The following is an 18,462-nucleotide window of genomic DNA, read 5'->3' on the forward strand; positions in this document are numbered from 1 at the left end:
GGTGCCAACGTCTGCTTATGACTTATGGCATTCCGGGCGGTTCTGTGAGGGGACCGACCCTGCGGTCGGCGACGTCACCCCGGCAGCGGGAGCCCCAGGTTCTCGCGCAGCGTCGTCCCGGCGTAGTCCTCCGGGTAGATCCCGCGCTCCTGCAGGCGGGGCACGAGTTCGTCGACGATGTCGTCGATGCCGCCGGGCACCAGCCACGGAGTGATGTTCAGACCGTCGATCGCGCCGATCCGCGCGAACTCGGCGAGCTGCTCGGCGATCGTGTCGTAGCCGCCGACGAAGGTGCCGCGGCGGCCGCCGGTCTGCTCGCGCGCGAACTCGAGGATCGAGAGGCCCTTCTGTGCCGCCTCGGCCCTCCAGGCCTGCGTGAGCTCCTGGGCCTTCGCGAACTGGAACCCGGCGCCGCGGGTCACCCCGGACTCCTCGACCTCGGGCTCGACGTCGGGCAGCGGGCCGTCCGGATCGAAGGCGGAGAGGTCCCGCCCCCAGTACTGCTCGAGCAGCGCGATCGCCTGCTGGGGGCCGACCTGCTGCTCCCGCACCCAGCGGAACTTCTCCTCCGCCTGCTCGTCGGTCGGAGCGAGCACGAGCACCGCCCCGGGGAAGATCTGCACCGCGTTCGGGGAGCGGCCGGCGGCGACGGCCCGCGCGGAGAGGTCGCGGCGGAACTCCGCGGCGGCGGCCAGGTCGCCGTAGGGGGAGAAGACCACATCGGCCGTGCGGGCGGCGAAGTCGCGGCCCTCGGCGGAGACCCCGGCCTGGAACAGCACCGGCTCGCCCTGCGCGGAGCGGGGCAGCTGCGAGTGCGCGCGCACCGTGTAGTGGGCGCCCTCGTGGTCGATCGCCTCGCCGCGCCAGACCTGCCGGGCGATCCGCACGGACTCCTCGGCGTGGGTGTATCGGTCCGCATGGTCGAGGTACCCGCCGCGGCGGAAGTTCTCCCCGGTCCAGGCGTTGTCGGTGGTGACGATGTTCCAGGCGGCGCGCCCGCCCGAGAGCAGGTCGAGGCTCTGCAGCCGGCGGGCGAGGTCCACGGGGTCGTTGTACGTCGTGTTCTGAGTGGCGACCAGGCCGATCCGCTCGGTGACCGCGGCCAGGGCCGCGAGCAGGGTCTGGGCGTCTGGTCGGCCGGCGACGTCGAGCTCGAGGGGGACGCCGCGGTGCTCGCGCAGGCGCAGCCCCTCGCCGAGGAAGAACGCGGCGAACCGGCCGCGCTCCGCGGTGCGCGCCAGCGTCTCGAAGGACTCCCAGGCGACCTGGTCGCCGCTCTCGGGCAGGCGCCACACGGTCGAGGAGTTCACGCCCTGGAAGAACACGCCCAGGCGCAGCTGACCGGTGGGGGCGTGCTCAGGGTGGAGGGGGCGCTCGGCCGGGCCGAGCGCGAGGTCCGCGGGGTGGGTCGCGGTGGCGGTCATCGGGTCTCCTGGAGGATCGAGGCATCATCGGAGGTGGCGGGGGAGGACGAGCCGGAGGGGCTGGTCGGGCCGCTCGGGCCGCTCTGGTCGGTGGGGCCGATGCGGTCCGCGAAGAGGCTGCTCTCGCCGCGCGCGATGCGGGCGCGGTCGGCGCGGCGCGCGGGGTCGATCACCGCCTTCGGTCGGGTCAGGCCCAGCTGGTCGCGCAGGCTCTGCCCGGCCGATGGGGACGGTGCCACCAGGCCCCGGCCGCGCAGGGCGGTCCCGGCGTCGTGGAGGGTCGCGGCGAGGCGGTCATCGGGCACCAGGCCGAGGAGCCGCACGATCTGCGCCGTCGGCGCTCCGGCGACCCGGAGGGCGGCGTCGACGGCGGCGACGATGCCCTCGGAGTCCAGGCCGGTCGCATCCACGTCCAGGGCCCGACCATCGGCCGCGCGGCCGGCCACGGCCTCGCCGACGACCTCCCGGTCGGCATCGGCGACCAGCACGGGGATCTGCCCCTGCGGGGAGCGGGGCGTGATCGCGGGCCCGCGCACCGAGAAGGTCGCGCCCTCGAAGTCGACGTACTGCAGGCGGGCGGCCGCGACGTAGATGCCGCTGTCGGCATCGCGCACCACCGCGTCGTCCGTCCACGAGTCCCACAGCAGGCGCGAGACCGCGAGGACATCGGCCGCCTCCTGCGCGGCGGCCCGCGCATCGAGGGCCTCGCGACCCACGGCGGCGGGAACGGCCGGGTCGGTCGCGGCGGTGAGCAGCCAGCCGGCACGGCCGCCGGAGACGTGATCCAGGCTCATCAGCTGCGTGGCCAGGTGGAACGGCTCGACGTGCACGGCATCCGCGCGAGGGATCAGGGCGGTGGCCGAGGTCGCGGGGGCGAGGTGGGCGGCGGCGTGGATCGGGTGCAGCCCGCCGTCGGTGAGGACGATCGCGCCGATGCCCGCGGCCTCCAGCGCGCGGGCCCGCCGGGCGAGATCGGGGGCGAGCAGCGGATCGGTGACGAGGTCGACCGCGAGGACGGGCGGGAGCGGGCGGGAGGGTGCGGGGGTCACGGGTTCTCCTGGGTGTGGACGCGGCTCTCGGGGAGCGATTCGGCGGTCAGGCCCCAGCGCTCCTGCACCGCGGCGTACGTGCCGTCGGCGATCAGGGAGTTCAGGGCCGCGGCATAGGCGGCGGCGAGGCCGCTCCCGGCAGGGAAGGTGGCGGCCACGAGGGTCTGGTCGGGCCAGCCGGCGTCGATGCGGCCCTGCACCTCGACGTCCGTGCGCCGGGCGGCGACGAAGGACTGCGAGGCGTAGGGGCCCATCGTGGCGTCGATGCGTCCCGAGCCCAGGGCCAGCAGGGTGTCGGCATCGCTGGAGTAGTTCTTCAGCTGCGCGGGCTCCTTCCCCTCGGCCTGGAGCCGGGCGTTCCAGTCGGTGAGGATCCGCTCCTGGTTGGTCGCGGCGCCGACGGCGATGATCCGCCCGCTCACGGAGGCGGGGTCCTCCAGGAAGAAGTCGGCGCCCTTCGCCGCGAGGAAGGACATGTAGGCGGCGCGATAGGAGGCGAAGTCGAACTTCTGCAGGCGCTCGGCGTTGATGCCGATGTTCGCGTGGACGACGTCGAACTCGCCGGCCTCGAGCTTGAGCGGCCAGTTCTCCCAGGTGGTCAGGCGCAGGTCCAGCGTGAGACCGAGCCGGTCGGCGACGATCCGTGCGATGTCGATCTCGGAGCCGATGTAGGTCGTGTTGTCGTCGGCGAGGAAGGCCAGCGGCGCGGTCCCGGCCCCGTTGGTGCCTGCCCGCAGGACCCCGGCGGCGGCGATCTCCTCCGGCAGCAGGGCCGCGATCTCCGGGTCGGCGCTCGCCCGGATCAGCTCCTGCGTGCCGCTGGTGTCGATCGCGGTGCCCTGCGACCCGCCGGCGTCGGAGGCGCCGCCCCCGCCTCCGTCCGATCCGCCGGGGTCCGACGCCCCGGGACCTGTCGCGCTGGAGACGGGATCTGCGCAGGCCGCGAGGCCGGCCAGGGGCAGCATCAGGCCGCCGAGGGCGAGGGTGCGGCGGCGGAGCGTGCGCGGGGTGCTCATGGGGTCTCCTGAAGCAGGGTGGGAGGCGGACGGGGAGGCGGGCTCGGGCGAGGGGGACGGGGACGGGGACGGGAGAGGCCGCGGACCGGGGCGAGGGCGCGAGGAGGAGCGGACGGGACGGGGGAGCGCGCTCATGCGGGGCGGACCTTCTGCAGGAAGGCCCGGGTGCGCTCGTGGGTCGGGGCGTCGATCACCTGGGCGGGCGGGCCCTGCTCGAGGATCCGCCCGCCGTCCATGAAGACGATCTTGTCGGCCACGGACCGCGCGAAGGAGATCTCGTGGGTGACGATGACGAGGGTCCGGCCCTCGCGGGCCAGACCGCGGATCACGGTGAGGACCTCCTCGACGAGCTCGGGGTCCAGGGCGGAGGTCGGCTCGTCGAACAGCAGCACCGTCGGCTCCAGCGCCAGCGCCCGGGCGATCGCGACGCGCTGCTGCTGGCCGCCGGAGAGCTGACGCGGGTAGGCATCGGCCTTCTCGGACAGGCCCACCTGCTCCAGCAGGGCGCGGGCGCGGGCCTCCGCCTCCCGGCGCGGGATCCGCCGGGCGCGCCGCGGCGCCTCGGCGACGTTCTGCAGCGCGGTCATGTGGGCGAAGAGGTGGAAGCTCTGGAAGACCATCCCGATGCCGGTGCGCTGGCGCAGCACCTCCCGCTCGGGCAGCTCATGCAGCACGCCTCCCGCCCGGCGGTAGCCGATGATCTCGCCGTCCACGCTGATCAGGCCGGCGTCGACCGTCTCGAGATGGTTGATGGTGCGCAGCAGGGTCGACTTCCCCGACCCCGAGGGGCCCAGGATCGCGGTGACCGTGCCGGGGCGAACGGTCAGATCCACCCCGCGCAGCACGGCGAGGTCGCCGAAGGACTTGTGCACGCCCCGCAGCTCGACCAGGCCGCCGGGCCGGGCGATCGGGGCGGGCGCCGCGCTCATGCCCCGGCCCCGGAGGGGATCGGGCGCAGGGCGCCCAGGCGGGCGCGCAGGCGCTGCAGGGGAGTGGGCGGCAGCGTCCGGACCGCGCCGCGGGCATAGTGCCGTTCGATGTAGTACTGCGCGATCGAGAGCAGCGAGGTGATCACGACGTACCAGAGGGTCGCCACCAGCAGCATCGGCAGCACCTGCTGGGTGCGGCCGTAGATCAGCTGCACGGTGAAGAACAGCTCGGCGTGCGCGAGGACGTAGACGATGCTCGTGCCCTTGACCAGGCCGATGATCTCGTTGAACGCCGTGGGCAGGATCGCCCGCATGGCCTGCGGCAGGACGATCCGCAGGGACCGGTCGCGGGCGGGGATGCCCAGGGCGCTCGCCGCCTCGAGCTGGCCCTGGTCGACCGAGAGGATGCCGCCGCGGATCAGCTCCGCCGCGTAGGCCGCCTGGTGCAGGCCCAGTCCCAGCACCGCGGCGAGCATCGGCGACATGAGGTCGCTGGTGCGGGCGTCGATCAGGGTCGCGCCGGTGAGGGGGACCGCCACGGTGATGCGCTCGTAGAGGTAGCCCAGGTTGTACCAGAGCAGGAGCTGCACCAGCAGCGGCGTGGAGCGGAAGACCCACGAGAACGTCCAGCTCACCCCGGACACCAGCGGGGAGCTGGACAGCCGCATGAGGGCCAGCACGAGACCCAGCCCGAAGCCCACCGTCCCGGCGAGGACCGTCAGCCGCAGGGTCTCGGCGAGGCCCCGGAGGATCGACTCGGCGAAGAACCAGCTGCCGACCACGCCCCACTCCCAGCGGGGATTGGTGAGGAAGGACCAGGCGACCGCGGCCACGACGATCGCGACCAGCACCGTGAGGACGATGCGCCCGGGGTGCCGGGCCGGGACGACCCGCAGCGCGGGCGGGGCGGCGGTGCCGGGCACGGAGGCGGGACCGGCGGGAGCACGCTGATCGGAGCCGGAGCCGGAGGCTGCGCGGGCGGCGGGGTGCGGGGGCGGGGCGGCGGCGTCGAGGGCCGGGCCGACGGGACCGCGGGCAAGCGTGCTGCCCGGGCCGGATGCCGTGCTGCGGGACATGGGCGGGACCTTCCGTGACGGGGCGTGAACCTGAGGTGGGCGGATGCTTGCGGTGGACGTCGACATAGGCAACGCTAATGATGGTTCAAAGGAAACCGCAATGGCGGTTGCACACGGCGTCACAAACGCCCGAGCGAAGGGGAGTCACCGGATGAGCACGCGTCTGGTCGTCATCGGCGGAGGACCGCGCGCCATCGGCGTGCTCGAGCGGATCGCGGCCCGCGCCGCGCAGCCCGAGCACGCCGCGCTGCGGGCCGCTCCGCTCCGGATCGACATCGTCGACCCGCACATGCCCGGTGCCGGCCGGATCTGGCGCGCCGACGAGAACCCCCTGCTGCTGATGAACTCCCGCGCCCAGGACGTCACGATGTTCCTCGACGACTCCGTGACCTGCGAGGGTCCCGCCCTCGCCGGACCATCGCTCGCCCAGTGGGCGCAGGGGATCCGGGAGGGGCGGATCCCCGCCCCCACCGCCGGGACCGTGCGCCGGGCCGAGATCGAGGCCCTGCGCCCCGAGAGCTTCGCCAGCCGCCGGGTGCAGGCGCTCTACCTCGAATGGTTCTTCGGCCAGGTCCTCGCGCGCCTGCCCCGCACCGTCGAGGTGCGCGTGCACCGCTGCGTCGCGACGGCCGTCCGCCGCGATCCGTCCCGCCGGACGGGCTGGCTCGTCGACCTCGAGGACCGCCCGCCGCTGGCCGCGGACCTGATGCTCCTCGCCGCCGGGCACACCGACGCCCGACCCGACGCGGCCCGGCACGAGCTCGCGGCCTTCGCCCGCCGCCACGGAGGCACCTACCTCCCGCCGTCCCAGGCGGCCGATGCCCCGCTCGAGCAGCTCGGCCCCGGGCAGGAAGTGATCGTGCGCGGCATGGGCCTCGCCTTCGTAGACCTCATGGCCCTGCTCACCGAGGGGCGCGGCGGCGTCTTCGCCCCCGATCCGCGCCCCGGCGATCCCGACCGCCTGCGCTACACGCCCTCGGGCCGCGAGCCCCATCTCTGGCTGGGGTCCCGGCGGGGCGTGCCGTACCACGCGAAGATCGTCGACGAGGCCGTGCCCGCCGGCCCCCGCGATCTCGTCCACGTCACCGCCGAGGAGCTCCGCGCCCGGGAGGGAGCCGACGGCCTGCTGGACCTGCGCGAGGACGTCGTCCCCCTCATCGCGGCGGAGATCGCGCGCGCCGCCCCCGGCGCGCCGGGGCCATCGACCGGGGACGGCGACCCCCTCGCCTGGCTCGACGAGCCGCTGGCCGACCTTCCGGCCGACGCCGGCCCCGAGGCCACCCGCGCCGCCGTGCTCCGGCACATCGAGGAGGATCTCGCCGCCCGCACCGGCGGGGACACGGCGCCCGCCCGCGCCCTGTTCCAGGTGCTGCTGCGCCTGGCCGGGGCCCTGGTCGACCTGCTGCCCGCCGATCGGCTGCGCGAGAGCTCCCACGGCCAGCACCCGCGCTGGTGGCACTCCCTGTTCAGCTTCGTCGACTCCGGCCCGCCGCCGCACCGCCTGCACCAGCTGCTCGCCCTGGAGCGCGCAGGGGTCGTGGCCTTCCTCGGACCCCGCACCCGCGTGGTCGCCGATGCCGAGCTCGGGGTCTTCGTCGCCCGCGGCGGGGGCGGCGTGGAGGTCTCGGCATCGGCCTTGGTCGATGCGTTCCTCCCGGAGGCCGCGCTCGCCTGCTCCGCGAACCCGCTGCTGCGCTCCCTGGTCGGGGACGCCGAGGAGGGCGAGGCGCTGGGCCGGGAGTCCGCGGCGGCCCCCGGACGGCTCGAGGTCGACGCCGAGCACCGGGTCATCGGCCCCGACGGGTCGCCGCAGGCGGGCCTGTGGGCGGTCGGCGCGTGGACCTCGGAGATGCCCGTCGGCGCCTTCGCCCGGCCCGGCACGAATGCGCCCGCCTTCCGCCTCAACGACGCGCTGGCCGGCCGCCTGCTCGCGGCGGCGCATCCCAGGGCGGGGGCGCCGGGGGAGAGCCGGAGCCTTCCGGACCGGAACCCCTCGGCCGATGCGGATCGATCACGACCGCGGCGTCGCCCGCCCTCGTCCCCGCGACTGGGCGTGCTCGGCCCGGGCAGGATCGGCACCGCCATCGCCCGAGCCGCCCAGCGCGCGGGGATCGAGGTGCGCGTCGCCTCCCGCCGCCCGGTGCCGGACCTCGGGCGGCGCATCCCGGGAGCGGAGGCCGTGCCGATCGAGGCGATCGGGCACTGCAGCGACATCGTCCTGCTGTCCCTGCCCCTGCACGCCGCCCTCGCGATCGATCCGCAGGCGCTGCGCGGCGCCGTCGTCATCGACGCCACCAACCCGTGGGGCGAGCAGGACCGGGCCGCGCTCGCCGCCGCCCGCGCGACGCCGCCCGGCGGGATCGGCGCGGAGGCCTCGACCAGCGAGCTGCTCGCAGCCCGCTTCGAGGGCGCCCACGTGGTGAAGACCCTCAACCACATCGGCTACCACGATGTGGAGGACCACGGCCGGCCCGCCGGGCACCCCGAGCGTCGCGCGCTCGCGGTCGCGGCCGACGACGACCGGGCGGCCGATGCCGTCAGCGCCCTGCTGGGACGTCTGGGCTTCGACGCCGTGCGCATCGGTCCCCTGGCCGAGGGGCGCCGCGTCGAGCCGGGCGCCGGTCTGTTCACCGGCTGGAGCACCCGCGAGGAGCTGGCGCGCGCGGGCGCCGGGCATCCGGGGGCGGCGTGACCGGAGCGGCCGGAGCCCGGCTCAGCCAGGCGGGACGGGCCGGCGGGAGCCGGCGGGCGCGGGCGCGCCCTCGGCCCCCGGCGGGACGGGCTGCGGGGCGAGCGGGGGGATCCGCTCGGCGATCGCCGCAGGGGCGGGGGATGCGGCAGCGACCCGGGGGGCCGGGGCGTCGGCGCTCGACCGTGCACCCTCCGCCTGTTCTCGGCGCCGGGCGGGGAATGCGTAGAGGAAGCCGGTCATCGGCCGCAGCAGCACGGCGAGCACGCAGACACCGAGGGTGATCGCCAGGGACGGCAGGAACCCGGCGCGGCCCGGCGGCAGATCGGCGTGGCGGGCCAGGACCTCGGCCACCGGCAGGTGCACGAGGTAGAACACGATCGAGTTGCGCCCGGCCCACTCCAGCGCCCGGACGACCCGGACGCGCGGCAGGCGCTGCGCGATCCCGATCGCCGCGAGGACCCCGACCAGCACCATGAGCTGCGAGAGGACCGGCAGCTCGGGCGCGCGATCGATGCGCACGGCGTAGGCGGACCAGGCGAGCGCGACCAGGATCGAGGGGATGAGGACGCCCATCGGCACCCGGCGGGACATCAGCCGCCCCCGCAGCGCCGCGCCCGCGAAGAAGAACGCCGCGTAGTAGAGGAACTTGTCCGGCCGCAGGCCCGAGGTGGCGAGGTCCACGCCCAGCACGGGCAGCGCCGTCCACGCCGCGATGCTCGCCAGCGCCACCCAGCCCGGCGGGATGCGCCGGGTCAGCAGCCCCACGACGTAGTAGGCGAACAGCGCCAGCAGGAACCAGGTGTACATGCCGTTGACCCACCACAGCGGGTCCGTGCCGTAGCTCCAGCCCATGATCGGCAGCATCACCAGGGACCACAGCAGCCAGGGCCACAGCAGGGCACGGGCCTTCCCCGACAGGTACTGGCCTGCGGGCTTGCGCAGCGACCGCGACAGCAGCAGCCCGGAGGCGAACAGCAGGGCCGGCATGCGGAACGGCGTGGTCGCCTCGGAGACGAGGACGGCCTCGCGAGGGCTCGGCCCGTCCCAGGCCTGCTGGACCAGGTGGACGTGCAGGACGATCACCAGCAGGACGGCGGTCCCGCGCAGCAGATCCATCCAGTGCTGGCGACCGGGGGCGCCGGTCGGCGGGGTACTGCGACTGCTCATGGCGATCGAGGGTACGGGGCGTGCGGCCCTGGACCGGGGACCGGCGCGGCCGGTAGCCTGCCCGGCATGAGCGAGCCGACGGTCCGTCCCTCCGCCCGCCCGGCCGTCCCGGGGCGGCGGGCAGGCATCGCGCTGGTGCTCCTCGGGGTCCTCCTGGGCCTGGCCGTGCACAGCCTGACCATGAGCCCTGCCGCGGTGACCCTCGGCGCCTGCCTCGTGATCCCGGGCCTCCTCCTGCTCGTGATGGGCCGGCAGGCTCCGCGCCGTGCCCGGTGAAGCCCGGCATCACGGCCGGAGGCTCGCGCCGTGACCGGCCGCCCCGAGATCGTGTGCCTCTGCGGCTCCCTCCGGTTCGCGGAGCAGATGCGCGCGGCGAACCGTGACCTGACCTTCGCCGGCGTCATCGTGCTCGCCCCGGGCGAGGCCGATGCCGACGAGGTGATCACCGCCGAGCAGAAGGCCGCACTGGACGCCCTCCACCTGCGCAAGATCGACCTCGCCGACCGGATCCTGGTGGTCAACCCCGGCGGGTACATCGGCGCGTCGACCCGTCGCGAGATCGCCTACGCCGAGGCCGCGGGCACGCCCGTCACCTTCACCGATCCCCGGTGACCACGTCCCGCGCCGGGACGACCGGCTCAGGACTGCTCGCGCGTCTCCTCGAGGTGCGCGAGCACGTCGGCGGGCAGCTGCTCCGTCGCCGCCTCGTGGAACGGCGCGAACCATTCGGTGCAGCCGTCCAGGGCGGTGAGCGCCTCGCCCCCGCTCTCGGTGGCCCAGGTCTCGCCGAGGTAGTAGGAGACGGCGCCGTCCTCGAGGACGAAGGACCCGAAGCCCACGCCGTCCCCGCCCATCGCGGCCGCGGGGTCCCCGGGGCCGGCCTCGCGCAGGCACGCCAGAGCATCCTCGTACGTCCGGTGGTCGACGGTGATCACGGGGTTCTCCACGCCGGAGTAGAGGTGGATCATCACGGCCGGGTCCTCGGGGGCCTCCGCGGAGGTGCAGGCGGGCAGCAGGCCCGCCAGGACGATCGCGGCCAGCGCGAGACCTCTCCGGCAGCGCAGCATCGGCACCTCCACCCCTCGTCGGACCATGCGCTCCGCATCCTACGGCCCCTGCACCCGCGTCCCCGCGGCGCCGACGAGCCCGATCCGCCGGCATCGCCCGCCGACGCTGCCCGCCTGCACCGCCCGCCGACACTGCCCGCCGACGCCGCCCGCCCCGGGCGGCTCAGCCGTCGATGCGCTCCGGGCGCAGGTCCAGGCGCCGCAGCAGCTGGGCGTTCAGGGCCACGATCACCGTGGACAGGGACATGAGGATCGCGCCCACGCTCATCGGCAGCACGAACCCGAGCCCGGCGAGCGCCCCGGCGGCCAGCGGCACGGAGACGAGGTTGTAGCCCGCCGCCCACCACAGGTTCTGGGTCATCTTCCGGTAGGCGGCGCGGGAGAGGTCGATGACCGAGAGCACCGCCCGCGGGTCCGAGCCGGCCAGCACCACGCCGGCGGAGGCGATCGCCACGTCCGTGCCGGCGCCGATCGCGATGCCGACATCGGCCCGGGCAAGCGCCGGGGCGTCGTTCACGCCGTCGCCGACCATCGCGACCTTCCTGCCCTCCCCCTGCAGGCGGGCGACCGCATCGGCCTTGTCCTCGGGGCGCACCCCGGCGAACACGCGGTCGATGCCGAGCTGGTCGCCGACCGAGCGCGCCACGGCCTCGGCGTCGCCGGTGACCATCACGACGTCCACGCCGCGCGCATGCAGCGCCTCGACCGCCGAGCGGGACTCCGGGCGCACCTCGTCCGTGAGCGCGAAGGCGCCGATCACCTGGCCGTCGCGCAGCACATGGAGGATGATCGCGCCCTCCGCGCGCCAGGCCTCCGCCTCGGCGACCTCCTGCGTGCCGGTCTCCTCGAGCAGCCGCGGGCCGCCGACCCGCACCTGGTGCCCGCCGACCTGCGCGCTCACGCCCAGGGCCGGGGCCGATGCCACCTCGGTGGCCTGCGGGACCTGCACGCCCTCGGCCTGCGCGCGCTCGACGACGGCCCGGGCCAGCGGGTGCTCGCTCTCGGACTCGGCGGCCGCGGCGAGGGCCAGGACCTCGGCCTGCTCGGCGCCCGTCGCGGCGATCTGCGAGAGCACGGGCTCGCCGCGGGTGAGGGTGCCGGTCTTGTCGACCAGCACGGTGTCCACCGTGCGCATGGCCTCGAGGGCCAGACGGTCGGTCACCAGCACGCCCGCGCGGGCCGCCCGCTCGGTCGCGATGGAGACGACCAGCGGGATCGCGAGCCCGAGGGCATGGGGGCAGGCGATCACCAGCACCGTCACGGTGCGGATCACGGCCTGGTCCGGGAGGCCGATGGCCGTCCACACCACGGCGGTGATCACGGCGGCGCCCAGCGCGAACCAGAACAGCCAGCCCGCGGCGCGATCGGCGATCCGCTGGGCGCGGGAGGAGGAGCTCTGCGCCTCGCTCACCAGGCGGCGGATCCCGGCCAGCGCCGTCTCCTCGCCGGTGGCGGTGACCTCGATGCGCAGGCTCGAATCGGTGGCGACGGTCCCGGCGACCACGGCGTCGCCGGCCTGGCGCGCCACGGGCCGGGACTCCCCGGTCACCATGGACTCGTCGACGTCCGCGCGGCCCTCGACGATGGTGCCGTCGGCCGGGATGCTCGCCCCGGGCCGCACCAGCACCAGGTCTCCGCGGCGCAGATCCGCCGGGTCGACGGGGACGATGCGATCCCCCTCGACGCGCTCGGCCTCGTCCGGCAGCAGCGCGGCCAGGGAGTCCAGGGCGGAGGAGGTGCGCGCCAGGGACCGCATCTCGATCCAGTGCCCCAGCAGCATGATCACGATCAGCAGCGCGAGCTCCCACCAGAACTCGAGCTCGTGGTGGAGCACGCCGATCGTGGCGCCCCACGAGGCGACGAACGCGACCGTGATGCCCAGGGCGATGAGCAGCATCATCCCGGGGCGGCGGGAGCGGATCTCCGAGACCGCACCGGTGAGGAAGGGGCGCCCGCCCCAGACGTACAGGACGGTGCCGAGCACCGGGGCGACCCAGCGCAGGCCGGGCAGCGGCGGGATCTGGTACCCCAGGAGCATCGCGAACATGGGGGAGAGCGCGACGACGGGGACCGCCAGGATCAGGCTGATCCAGAACAGGCGGCGGAACTGGCCGACATGATCGCCGTGCCCGCCGTGCTCCTGATGGCCGTCGTGCCCGCCGTGCTCCTGGTGGCCGTCATGCCCGCCGTGCCCGCCGTGCTCCTGGTGGCCGTCGTGCCCGCCGTGCTCCTGGTGCGCGCCGTGCCCGCTGCTCGGCTGGTGCCCGTCGTGCCGGCTGTGCTCGGGGTGTTCGCCGTGCGTCTGGTGTTCGCCGTGCGTCTGGTGCTCGTCGTGTGCCGGGTGCCCCTCGTGCTCGCTGTGCCCGCCGTGGCCCGCGGCCGCGCGGGCATGCCCGCCGTGCGGATCAGAGCCCGCGGGGTGCCGATGGTCGGTGCGGTTCTGTGGGTCCATGCCCGGCACGATATACCCCAAGGGGGTATGCGTCCAGGGGCGTGTTCTGCTCTCCGCGAGACGCGGGTCGCCGGGTCCGGGGGCGGCTCAGGCCTCCTCGGCCGTGCCCGGCGCGTCGTCGGCGACGCTCGGGGCGGGGGCGGTGATGGCGGGGCCCGGGGCGCCCGGGGCGGCGAGCTGCTGGCCGGAGGTGCCGGCCATCGTGGCCTGCGTGTTCGCGGCGACCAGGGCGACCGTGGCCAGCCCCATGCTCGAGGCGATCATGACGCGGCGCAGGGCCGCCATCGTCGGCGATTCCGCGGCGCGATCCCGAGCATGTCTGCGGGAGTCGTCGATCTCCATCTGCGCTCCTTCCGTGCGCTCCGGGCGGAGCGGGGTCCCGCCCGGTCGAGGCCCCAGCATCCGCAGTCGACCTGGAGCGGGCCTGGACGTTCCGGGGGGACGGGCTCCGGATCCGAGAAAAAATGTGCGCAATTGGGTTGTGCACAATGGAAATCGGTGGCAGGATCGGCCCCATGGCAGTGACCGACGAGATGGTGTGCTTCTCCCTCTACGCGGCGTCCCGCGCGACGACCCAGGCGTACCGGGAGCTGCTCGAGCCCTTCGGCCTCACCTACGCCCAGTACCTCGTGCTGATCGTGCTGTGGACCGAGGGGGAGCGCAGCGTCCGTCAGCTGGGGGAGGCCCTCCAGCTGGACTCCGGGACCCTCTCGCCGATGCTGCGACGCATGGAGGCCGCCGGCCTCGTCGAGCGCCGCCGCACCGGCACGGACGAGCGCGTCGTGACCATCTCGCCCACGGCCCGGGGCACCGCCCTCCATGCCGAGCTCGCCCACGTCCCCGCCTGCGTGTTCGCCGGCACCGGACTGGGCAGCGCCGAGGACGCCCGCGCCCTCATCGCCACCCTGCAGGAGCTCACCCGGGCCCTGCGCTCCGCACCGCGCACCGCCGCGGCGCCGGAGGCCCGCACCGTCTGACCCATCGGCCGGAGAACCGCTTCGGCCCCCACGAAGGAGCACCCCATGAAGGCGCTGTACACCGCAGAGTCCCTGTCCACCGGCCAGGGCCGCGACGGCCACGTCCGCACCGTCGACGGCACCATCGACCTGACCATGGCCCCGCCGAAGGAGATGGGCGGCACCGGCCAGGGCGCCAACCCCGAGCAGCTCTTCGCCGCCGGCTACGCGGCCTGCTTCCACTCCGCGCTGAACCACGTCGCCCGCGCGCAGAAGGTCAAGATCACCGACTCGAGCGTCGGCGCCCGCGTGAGCATCGGCGACAACGGCGAGGGCGGCTTCCAGCTGGCCGTCGACCTCGAGGTCGTCATCCCCTCCCTGCCCGTCGAGCAGGCGCGCGAGCTCGCCGAGGCCGCCCACCAGGTGTGCCCCTACTCCAACGCGACCCGCGGCAACATCGAGGTGAACCTCAGCGTCAGCGACGACTGATCCATCCGGCGCCGCGGCGCCGCCCGGGGCCGGCGGCTCGGATCCTGCGGGGTCCGGGCCGCCGGTCTGCGTCCCGCCGCAGCGCGCCGACGGCGCACAATGGAGTCGATCCCGACGCAGAGATCGGAGCTCCATGCCCCCGCACGCCCCGGCCCGCGACCCCCGCGAGGCCGTCCGCTCCCGCATCGCCGCCGCCCTCGACCCCGCGCTCGCCGCCCCCGAGCTGCTCGAGGAGCTGACCGCCCGCCTGCTCGCCCTGGACTCCTCCGACGCGATGGGCTGGGTCGACGCCCTCCTCGCGGCCGATGCGCAGCACGCCGCCGAGGGCCCCGCCGCCGCGACCGGCGCCCGCGCCGGCAGCGCCCCCGGCCCCGCCGGCGCCGCAGTCGCCGGCAGCCCCGTCGGCACCGGCCGCGCCCTGCCGCCGCCGACCGAGCGGGCCCTCATCGGCGACATGCTCTACGCCCACGGGCTCGCCGCCGACCGGGTCTCGGAGGTGCTGGCCCCGCACGTCGGCGCCTGGTCCCCGCCCGCCGCGCCGGAGGTCCCGCCCGCCCTGCTGCGGCCCGAGGACCTCGCCTCCCCCGCCGATCTCGCCCCGGGCTACGACGCGGTGGTCATCGGCTCCGGCGCGGGAGGCGGCATGGCCGCCCAGGTCCTCGCCGAGGCCGGGGCCCGCATCCTCGTCCTCGAGCGCGGCGGCTACCCCGCCCCGCACGCCCTCATGACCGACCACCTGCGCACCCCGCGCGCCTCCACCGGGCTGTACCCGCTGTCCGGGCCGGGGGCCGATGCGGAGACCCGCTCCTTCGCCATCGGGGACGGGCCCTTCCGCGACGTGCCCGCCCGGGACTGGCTGTGGAACAACAACGCGATCACCCTCGGCGGCGGCACTCGGGTGTACGGGGCGCAGGCGTGGCGCCTGGCGCCGCGGGACTTCCGCATGGCCAGCACCTACGGCGTCCCGGAGGGCAGCGCGCTGGCCGACTGGCCGATCTCCTACGAGGACCTCGAGCCGTTCTACACCCGCGTCGAGCAGCAGCTCGGCGTCAGCGGCGGCCCCTTCACCGACCCCTGGGCCGGGCCCCGCAGCGCCGATCTGCCGATGCCGCCCCTGCCCCTGACGCCGATCGCCTCGCGCCTCGCCGCGGCCGCCGCCCGCCTGGGCTTCGGCACCCAGCCGGTGCCGCTGCTGGTGAACTCCCGCCCCCACGGCGGGCGCGGCGCCTGCATCCGCTGCTCCCAGTGCATCGGCTTCGAATGCCCGGTCGCCGCGCGCGCCGGCAGCCACTCCACGACCCTGCCCCGCGCCATGGCCAGCGGCAATGCAACGGTCCTCGCCGGGGCGCAGGCCCGGCGGATCCTGGTGGGCCCCGGAGGGCGCGCCCGCGGCGTCGAGATCGTCGGCGAGGACGCCGAGGGCCGGATCTGGCGGCGCGAGGTCGCCGCCGGCACCGTGGTCCTCGCCGCCGGCGCCATCGAATCGGCCCGCCTGCTGCTGGACAGCGCCACGGCCGAGCACCCCGACGGCCTCGGCAACGCCGCCGACCAGGTGGGCCGGCACGTCCAGGGCCACGCCTACGGCGGCGCCTCCGCGATCTTCGACGAGGAGGTCGTGGACCTGCGCGGCCCCGGCCCGCGGATCTCCACCGCCGACTTCCGCCACGGCAACGACGGGGTCGTCGGCGGCGGGATCCTCGCCGACGAGTTCGTGCCCACCCCCGCCTCCACCCAGCGGGCCCTGCTCGAGACGGGCCTGGTCCCGGCCGATGTCCCCCTGGGCTCGCCGACGATGGAGCGGGCCATGCTCCGCTTAGCCCGGGTCATGGGGCCGATCCAGGAGGTCACCAGCGCCGATGCCCGCGTGCGCCGGGACGGCGGCCGCCGCGACCGCTTCGGGCGCACGCAGGTGCGCCTGTCCGGCAGCCTGCATCCCGAGGACGTGCGCGGGCGCGACCTGCTCATCGCCCGGGCCGCCGCCTGGCTCGAGGAGGCCGGCGCCGCCCGGGTGGTGCCGATGCGGCCGATGACCCTCCCGGCCCCCGTCAGCGCCGGGCAGCACCAGGCCGGGACGCTGCGCATGGGCACGGACCCGGCGACCTCCGCGACCGCCCCGGACGGGCACGTGTGGGGGCACGAGAATCTGTTCGTCGCCGACGGATCCACGCACGTCACCAACGGCGGCGTGAACCCGGTGCTCACCATCCTCGCCAACAGCCTGCGCATCAGCGAGGGCGTCGCCGGCCGCTGAGGAACGGCGGGGACGGGACCTCGACCTGCTCGGCGACCTCAGCGGCCCCCATCGGTCACATCGGCCGCATCCGGCGCGTCAGCACCACGAGACCGCGGCCGATCGGCTGCGGACCTACGGAAGGATGGACGACATGGATCCGAGGGAGACCCCCCGACCCCCGGCGGGCGAGACGGCCGGCACCGGGCCATCGGCTGAGGCCGAGCTCGCGCAGCGCTTCGCGGCAGAGCGGCCGCGCCTGGTGGGCCTGGCCGCCAGGGTGCTCGGCGACCATGCCGAGGCGGAGGACATCGTCCAGCAGGCGTGGCTGCGCCTGGACGGCAGCGGCGAGGACATCGAGAACCTCCCCGCGTGGCTGACGACGGTGACCACGCGGCTGTGCCTGGACCGGCTGCGCCGCCGCACCCCGATCCCCGAGGAGGAGATCGAGGTCGAGGAGGTCGCCCCCGATCCGGCCGACGACGTGGCCCTGGCCGATGCAGTCGGCGTGGCCCTGCAGGTCGTGCTGGATCGTCTCACCCCGAACGAGCGCATCGCCTTCGTCATGCACGACAGCTTCGGCTTCGAGTTCACGACGATCGCCGCGGTGCTGGACTCGACGCCCGCAGCCGCGCGCAAGCTCGCCTCCCGCGCCCGGGCGAAGGTCGCCCAGCCCCGCTCCGAGGACGCGCTCGCCGACTGGGAGGTCGTCGACGCGTTCATGGCCGCGGCCCGCGAGGGGGACTTCAGCCGCCTCGTGCAGCTGCTGGCGCCCGATGCGGTGGTCCGCGGCGACGAGCAGGCGATCCTCACCGGCACCCCTGCCCGGATCGACGGCCGCGACGACGTGGCCTCCTTCTTCAACGGCTCGGCGCATGCGGCGCTGCCGGTCATCGTCGACGGCCGGGCGGGATCGGCCTGGTTCCACCGGGGCGAGGCGAAGGTCCTGTTCGACTTCACCATCGTCGACGGCCGCGTCCAGCGCATCGACTTCCGCGCGGACCCCCAGGTCATCGCGAAGGTCGCGCGCCGCGACGGGGCCGATCCCCGCTGATCCCCCGCCGTTCCCCGATCCCTCCTCGTGCGGCGGTCACACCTGCGGCCCGCCGTGCGTCATACAGATGACAGCATCTCGAACCCCAGGAGCATCGCGCAGTGCGAGGCCCCTCATGTCCCGGAAGGACGACCGATGAAGACCATGACCTGCCAGCAGCTCGGCGGCCCCTGCGAGCTCGCCCACCGCGGCGAGACCGCCGACGAGATCATCCAGGCCCAGGACAAGCACCTCAAGGACGCCGTGAAGAACGGCGACGCCGCCCACGAGTCGGCCCGCTCGGAGATGAAGTACCGCTGGCTGCACCCCAAGAAGTCCCTGGGCTGGTACAACGACACCAAGGCCGCGTTCGCCGCGCTGCCCGAGAGCTGACCTCAACCGTCCCCGTCGACGTGCACGCCGTACTCGGCCAGGAAGGTGCGCAGCTCCGCCTGGTACCGCTGGTCCTCCGTCAGGGGCGGGGCGGCATAGTCCTCGTCGCCCAGCGCCAGGGTCGCCCGGTCGTAGAAGCCGGGCGAGACGAGGACCGCGCATTCGCGCAGCCCCCGGCTGAGGATCCGCACGGGCTCCGCCGCGGCCTGCTCGATGTCGTGGCTCAGATGCGTCCGCAGATCACTCGGCGTCGTGTTCACCATGGGCTGCTCCTCGGTCGCCGCGGGGAGGCCTCGGCGACCGCCCTCGGATAGCAGCGACGGTACTGCTCCCCGCGGCAGCCCGTGCGGCCGCTGTGGACAACTGCGCCCTCCCCAGGCGGTGACGGATGAGGAGTCCAGACGACGTCGCGCGCCGAGGCGAGGAGCCACGCGCGCCGGCCGAGGAGACGAACTGCTTCCGGCGGACACGTACAAGATGTACGTGTCC

The 18,462-nt window shown here is 75.0% G+C and carries 18 protein-coding genes; 8 read left to right on the forward strand and 10 right to left on the reverse strand.

Going from position 1 to position 18,462, the window contains the following annotated elements; genetic code table 11:
- Positions 1–74 precede the first annotated feature (74 nt).
- From ABD234_RS11700 to ABD234_RS11720, 5 genes are all read right to left on the reverse strand, one after another.
- Positions 75–1,424 carry an LLM class flavin-dependent oxidoreductase gene (locus ABD234_RS11700; protein WP_344356350.1) on the reverse strand — a complete coding sequence of 450 codons (1,350 nt, stop codon included), beginning with the start codon at positions 1,422–1,424 and terminating at the stop codon, positions 75–77.
- Positions 1,421–2,473: an LLM class flavin-dependent oxidoreductase gene (locus tag ABD234_RS11705; RefSeq protein WP_344356352.1), complete on the reverse strand. Its 1,053-nt coding sequence runs from the start codon at positions 2,471–2,473 to the stop codon at positions 1,421–1,423. Before ABD234_RS11705 ends, ABD234_RS11700 begins: the two co-directional genes overlap by 4 nt.
- Positions 2,470–3,489, reverse strand: coding sequence for a transporter substrate-binding domain-containing protein (locus ABD234_RS11710; protein ID WP_344356354.1), 1,020 nt, complete (start codon positions 3,487–3,489; stop codon positions 2,470–2,472). Before ABD234_RS11710 ends, ABD234_RS11705 begins: the two co-directional genes overlap by 4 nt.
- Before the next feature lie 131 nt (positions 3,490–3,620).
- Positions 3,621–4,418, reverse strand: coding sequence for an amino acid ABC transporter ATP-binding protein (locus ABD234_RS11715; protein ID WP_344356356.1), 798 nt, complete (start codon positions 4,416–4,418; stop codon positions 3,621–3,623).
- Positions 4,415–5,494: an amino acid ABC transporter permease gene (locus tag ABD234_RS11720; RefSeq protein ID WP_344356358.1), complete on the reverse strand. Its 1,080-nt coding sequence runs from the start codon at positions 5,492–5,494 to the stop codon at positions 4,415–4,417. Before ABD234_RS11720 ends, ABD234_RS11715 begins: the two co-directional genes overlap by 4 nt.
- 151 nt (positions 5,495–5,645) lie before the next feature.
- Here ABD234_RS11720 and ABD234_RS11725 point away from each other — a divergent pair, with 151 nt between their 5' ends.
- Positions 5,646–8,186 carry an FAD/NAD(P)-binding protein gene (locus ABD234_RS11725; RefSeq protein WP_344356360.1) on the forward strand — a complete coding sequence of 847 codons (2,541 nt, stop codon included), beginning with the start codon at positions 5,646–5,648 and terminating at the stop codon, positions 8,184–8,186.
- 21 nt (positions 8,187–8,207) lie between these two features.
- On the opposite strand, the gene ABD234_RS11730 is transcribed toward ABD234_RS11725, so the two are convergent.
- A complete protein-coding gene (locus ABD234_RS11730; protein WP_344356362.1) occupies positions 8,208–9,353 on the reverse strand; it encodes an acyltransferase family protein in 1,146 nt (381 codons plus the stop codon).
- Between the two features lie 66 nt (positions 9,354–9,419).
- Between ABD234_RS11730 and ABD234_RS11735 the strand changes: the two genes are divergently transcribed.
- Together ABD234_RS11735 and ABD234_RS11740 are read left to right on the forward strand one after the other, a co-directional pair.
- Positions 9,420–9,629, forward strand: coding sequence for a hypothetical protein (locus tag ABD234_RS11735; RefSeq protein ID WP_038371551.1), 210 nt, complete (start codon positions 9,420–9,422; stop codon positions 9,627–9,629).
- Between the two features lie 30 nt (positions 9,630–9,659).
- The gene (locus ABD234_RS11740) at positions 9,660–9,965 is read left to right on the forward strand and encodes a hypothetical protein (protein ID WP_344356365.1); all 306 of its coding nucleotides are present in this window, start codon (positions 9,660–9,662) and stop codon (positions 9,963–9,965) included.
- A 26-nt stretch (positions 9,966–9,991) separates the two neighbouring features.
- Here the strand turns inward: ABD234_RS11740 and ABD234_RS11745 are convergent, their stop codons facing one another.
- From ABD234_RS11745 to ABD234_RS11755, 3 genes are all read right to left on the reverse strand, one after another.
- Positions 9,992–10,447: a hypothetical protein gene (locus ABD234_RS11745; protein WP_344356367.1), complete on the reverse strand. Its 456-nt coding sequence runs from the start codon at positions 10,445–10,447 to the stop codon at positions 9,992–9,994.
- 136 nt (positions 10,448–10,583) lie between these two features.
- A complete protein-coding gene (locus tag ABD234_RS11750; RefSeq protein WP_344356369.1) occupies positions 10,584–12,872 on the reverse strand; it encodes a heavy metal translocating P-type ATPase in 2,289 nt (762 codons plus the stop codon).
- Positions 12,873–12,959: 87 nt separating this feature from the next.
- Positions 12,960–13,214, reverse strand: coding sequence for a hypothetical protein (locus ABD234_RS11755; protein WP_038371556.1), 255 nt, complete (start codon positions 13,212–13,214; stop codon positions 12,960–12,962).
- A gap of 173 nt (positions 13,215–13,387) precedes the next feature.
- On the opposite strand from ABD234_RS11755, the gene ABD234_RS11760 reads away from it, so the two are divergent.
- The 5 genes from ABD234_RS11760 (at position 13,388) to ABD234_RS11780 (ending at position 17,973) form a co-directional block, all read left to right on the forward strand.
- A complete protein-coding gene (locus ABD234_RS11760) occupies positions 13,388–13,849 on the forward strand; it encodes a MarR family winged helix-turn-helix transcriptional regulator (RefSeq protein ID WP_344356371.1) in 462 nt (153 codons plus the stop codon).
- Between the two features lie 45 nt (positions 13,850–13,894).
- Positions 13,895–14,317: an organic hydroperoxide resistance protein gene (locus ABD234_RS11765; protein ID WP_038371558.1), complete on the forward strand. Its 423-nt coding sequence runs from the start codon at positions 13,895–13,897 to the stop codon at positions 14,315–14,317.
- Between the two features lie 133 nt (positions 14,318–14,450).
- Positions 14,451–16,568, forward strand: a complete 2,118-nt coding sequence (locus ABD234_RS11770; RefSeq protein ID WP_344356374.1) for a GMC family oxidoreductase N-terminal domain-containing protein — start codon at positions 14,451–14,453, stop codon at positions 16,566–16,568.
- Positions 16,569–16,701: 133 nt separating this feature from the next.
- Entirely contained in the window at positions 16,702–17,601 is a 900-nt protein-coding gene (locus ABD234_RS11775) for a sigma-70 family RNA polymerase sigma factor (protein ID WP_344356376.1), read from the forward strand.
- Positions 17,602–17,736: 135 nt separating this feature from the next.
- Complete coding sequence (locus tag ABD234_RS11780) at positions 17,737–17,973, forward strand: hypothetical protein (RefSeq protein WP_344356378.1); 237 nt, start codon at positions 17,737–17,739, stop codon at positions 17,971–17,973.
- Between the two features lie 2 nt (positions 17,974–17,975).
- Here ABD234_RS11780 and ABD234_RS11785 read toward each other — a convergent pair whose 3' ends face one another.
- Positions 17,976–18,236 carry a prevent-host-death family protein gene (locus tag ABD234_RS11785; RefSeq protein ID WP_344356380.1) on the reverse strand — a complete coding sequence of 87 codons (261 nt, stop codon included), beginning with the start codon at positions 18,234–18,236 and terminating at the stop codon, positions 17,976–17,978.
- Between the last annotated feature and the right edge of the window lie 226 nt (positions 18,237–18,462).

Origin of the sequence: Brachybacterium phenoliresistens, from assembly GCF_039530785.1 — a bacterium.
GTDB classification, from domain to species: domain Bacteria; phylum Actinomycetota; class Actinomycetes; order Actinomycetales; family Dermabacteraceae; genus Brachybacterium; species Brachybacterium phenoliresistens.